We start from the raw sequence: 4,005 nt of genomic DNA, 5'->3' as shown, positions 1-4,005 counted from the left end.
GTGGCAGGTGGGAATCTCAAGCCTGCCTGGGCCGCATAGCATAGGGCGGACTCGCGTCAATCGCAGACAGTCGCGAACGACAATACCCTATGACCATCTCCAGAGGGTTTCTGGACAAGCTCAGTGTCCCTCTTTTTCCCTGCGGCGGGCGTCCCGCCAAGGCTTGTCCGGGCTGGCACGGGACATGCATCCGGGTAGGGCCATGAGGAACACAGTTGTCCGTACGGTGATTGCCCTAGGGATAGTCGTGCTTGTCGTGTGCGCAGGCTTTTTGGTGGTGCGCCGACTACTACGCGTGGGTGGGGCGTCGCCGGTCGAAATGACACCGGCGTGGGAGCGGGATCTTGTAAGTGTCACGCCGGTGGACGTAAACGCAGATTCGATTGACGAACTGCTGGTGGGACTGACCAACATAACCATAGAGCTTCGCTCCCAAGACCTTACCAGTTTTGACCAGACATTCCTTCAGAGCCAGGACTCCACCTTCACCGCAGGCGCCATACTCGGCGCGACCGATCAACGCCACGTCTGGGCAACACAGAAGGAACATGACTCTCTGTTCGTCTATGACCTTGTGGGGCAACGCCGCATGTTCGTGGTACGCGGGAATGACGCACGGGCGCCTGCGGGCTGGGATGGCGGCGCAAGCCGAGTTGTGGCTGACCGGTCGCGCCCCGACTCCGTTCTGCAGCTGCTGCTGCAGGTTGGTAGCGCTTGGGATGCCAGTCCGCGAGGGATATGGGCACTGGACTGGAACTCGGGCGCTGTCCGGTGGCAGTATCCGACTGGGCCCGAGGTCGTAGACCTGCAGACCGTTGATGTCGAAGATGACGGACTCAATGAGGTGCTGGCAGGTAGCTGGGCTCCGGGCAACGGCAACTCGGCGTCGGGTACGGATGATGCCCATACGTTTGTTTTCATGCTCGACAACGACGGCAAGCCCAGATGGATCAGACCTATAGGTGTCTACTCCTCTTCCGTTCGTGTGGCGATGCTTGAGAGAACGAAGAAATACGGCAAGCTGGTTGTCGCGTGCGAGGTGGGCAACAAAGCTGGCGAGCGTAAGTACGACAGCCTTTTCCTCCTCAATGCTGCCGACTCCGGACGTGTAGTGGCTCGCACACAGCGTGGGACATACAACAGGGCGATGGTCACACTCAATGACAAACAGGCGAACCGGTTCATCGCAGTAGGTGGAAACGACGATACGCTTCGCCTGTTCGACGACAGACTCAACCTGGTCCGCCAAATCTCTGTCCCGGGCTTCAACGGTAGCCCTTTGCTCCAAGCTGGACGGTTTACGCAGGATGGCAGCGACGCGTTGGCGTTGCCTTCATCTGACGGTGACATCATAGTGCTCGACATCGAGTTCCGAACTCTCGTTCGCCGACACGCTGGACTTGTCTCGCGATTGCTTACGGTCCGTCAAGGGTCTCAGGACAAACTCCTAGTCTCCCTACGCCCGACTGGCCAAACCAGCTCGACTACTTGGAGGCTCTATGACTTCCGGCCTTTGGGGTTGCCCGAAAGGAACGTGACCGTTGGCACGGCTGCTCTTCTGATGGCGGTGGCCGTATTCCTCACCTTGGCTCTCGCCGGTTCGGTGGCCGCCCTCTCCTCCAAGTGGTGGCGGACGAGCCTTGCTGTCAAGCTGGTGAAAGATGGGGCGGGGCGTGGCGGTTACGTCATCGTTGACCGAAGTGGTCGCTTGACCGAGAGCGCAGGAACGGTTTCAGATGCGCTTGGCCTCGGTAATACCCGCAGGAATGTCGACTTGCGAAGCCTGCCTGCGGTCAGAGAGAAGTCGCCGGCCTTCGGGAAGCTCCTTGACGATGCGGTGTCCGGAACTGAACCGCGAACGACGAGGGAAGTTGCCATCGTGGACGGCGATTCGCTTTCCACATACTTGGCGCAGGTGCTACGATTGCCGGATGGGAAGATCGCAACCCGCTTCGAGGACTTGTCCGTCGTAGAGCACGCGAGACGCATTTCCATGTGGGCAACGATCGCGCAGCGCCTGGCTCATAGCATTAAGACGCCGCTGGCCACCATACGGGTGTCTGCCCTGCAACTGGCTGGTTCGGACAATTCGGATGTGGGCAGGAAAATAAGAATCGAGGCAGAGCGGCTAGGTGCTATGGTAGATGGTATCATGCGACTCACGAGCTTTGGTCAACTGACGTCGGCTGCCCATCAAGTTGGCCCGATCGTACGTATGGCACTGGACAAGCAGGGCGTCTATGCCGCAGGCAACCTAGACGTGATAGCGGACGTAGGAGCAGACTTGCCTGACGTACTCGTGGATGAGGAGGCACTTATCGAGGCACTGGGTAGTCTGATACGAAATGCGGTTGAGGCCATGCCGCAGGGCGGACGGCTGTCGGTCTCCGCATCCAAGTCAGAGCGATCGGGGTTCGTCAGGATATGGGTCGGAGATACAGGGCCCGGCGTAAGTAAGGAACACAGGACAAGACTCTTCCAGCCGTTCTTCACGCGGAAGGTGGGCGGCACCGGCCTCGGGTTGGCGCTCGCGCGGAAGACGCTACAGGATATGGGCGGTGAACTCGACGTCGCCCCTTCGTCCGACAGCGGGGCTGTGTTTTGGGTCGACGTACCTGTTGCCGGCGCGCGGACAGCATACGGAGGAGATTGCGCAACATGAACGGCGCACTCCTTCTGCTAGTAGATGACGAACCGGAGTTTGCTGAAAGCCTGCAGAGCCACCTGAAGAAATGGGGCCACGGAGTAGTCTTCCGCAGGGGAGTCCGAGATTCGCTGGACTACCTGAAGAATGCAGATCCGCTGCCCGACGTCCTCGTGCTGGACTTCGAGTTGCATGATAGCGGAACCGGTCTTGACCTCTGGGAGAGGACCCGGGCGCTGGGTCTTTGTCTACCCGCGATCGTGATATCCGACAAAGCCGACGAGAAGCACAAGAAGAAGATAGCCGACGCCGGGGCACTTTACTGGTACAAGCTCGGAGGCGACCTCGACCAGTTTCGCGGCATGGTCGGTGAGCATGCGCGAATCCATCGGCAGCAGAAGCGACGATGGGAGGAGGACTTAACCTCCAACAAGCTCGTAGGCGATCTCTCGGACGTCAGAGAAAGGATGGGCAAATTCGCTCCGACCGAAGCCAGCATCTTGATCCTTGGTGAAACCGGTACTGGGAAGGAGTTGGTGGCGTGGAACCTCCACCTTCACAGCCGGCGTCGGTACGGCCCCCTCGTCCGCGTCAACTGCGCGGCTATACCGGAGACTCTCATCGAGAGCGAGCTATTCGGCTACGAGAAGGGTGCATTCACTGGAGCCCTGACCCAGAAGAAAGGCAGACTCGAAGTTGCTCACGAGGGTACCCTGCTGCTGGACGAAGTCGGAGATCTGTCGCTCGCCAGTCAGGCCAAACTGCTGCGGTTTCTGCAGGAGAATGAGTTTGAGCGCCTGGGAGCCACGACTACGGTGCGGGTAGACGTGAGAGTCATATCAGCGACCAACAAAGACCTGCGTCGGGAGATTGCAGCGAAACGGTTCCGCGAGGACCTGTACATGCGGTTGGCTGCGGCTGAAATAAGAGTTCCCCCGCTGCGGGAACGTAGGGACGACATCAAGCTGATCGCCGCGCACATATTAGCGAAGAAAGGGTATGAGCATGCACTGAGCGTCGAGGTCGTCGCCAGGCTGGAAGCTCACACGTGGCCAGGCAATGTCCGTGAACTAGAGAACGCTGTCGAGCTTGCTTGCGACATGGCCATGCGACTGGAGCGAGAGATCGTGCCCGATGATTTCATGATCAAGGACGGCGAGGGCTACGAGCCCACGGGCGACTCTCGTCCCATGGGCACGGACAAGGACGTGCCCCTGGCCGTCAGCGTCCCAAGTACTAATCAGAGCATAAAATGTTTGACATGGGAGTCGGTTTGGTGTATACTGTGAGTAATGAGAGAAGACGATACTCGGCGTCTATCGCCGGCGGCTTTGGATGTGCTGCGTGTGCGGGTGATGAAA

General features: G+C 59.2%; 2 protein-coding genes. Both read left to right on the top strand.

What is annotated here, in order from left to right:
- The first annotated feature begins 184 nt into the window (after positions 1-184).
- Positions 185-2,662 carry a hypothetical protein gene (locus tag FJY68_13700; protein ID MBM3332879.1) on the top strand — a complete coding sequence of 826 codons (2,478 nt, stop codon included), beginning with the start codon at positions 185-187 and terminating at the stop codon, positions 2,660-2,662.
- On the top strand, positions 2,659-3,933 hold the full coding sequence (locus tag FJY68_13695) for a sigma-54-dependent Fis family transcriptional regulator (protein MBM3332878.1): 1,275 nt from the start codon (positions 2,659-2,661) through the stop codon (positions 3,931-3,933). Before FJY68_13700 ends, FJY68_13695 begins: the two co-directional genes overlap by 4 nt.
- Positions 3,934-4,005: the final 72 nt, after the last annotated feature.

The sequence above is a fragment of the candidate division WOR-3 bacterium genome (genome assembly GCA_016867815.1).
Lineage (GTDB): Bacteria > Hydrothermota > Tepidihabitantia > Tepidihabitantales > Tepidihabitantaceae > UBA2258.
Note: the sequence above shows the minus strand (reverse complement) of the source record. Positions and strands in the feature narration are given on the sequence as shown.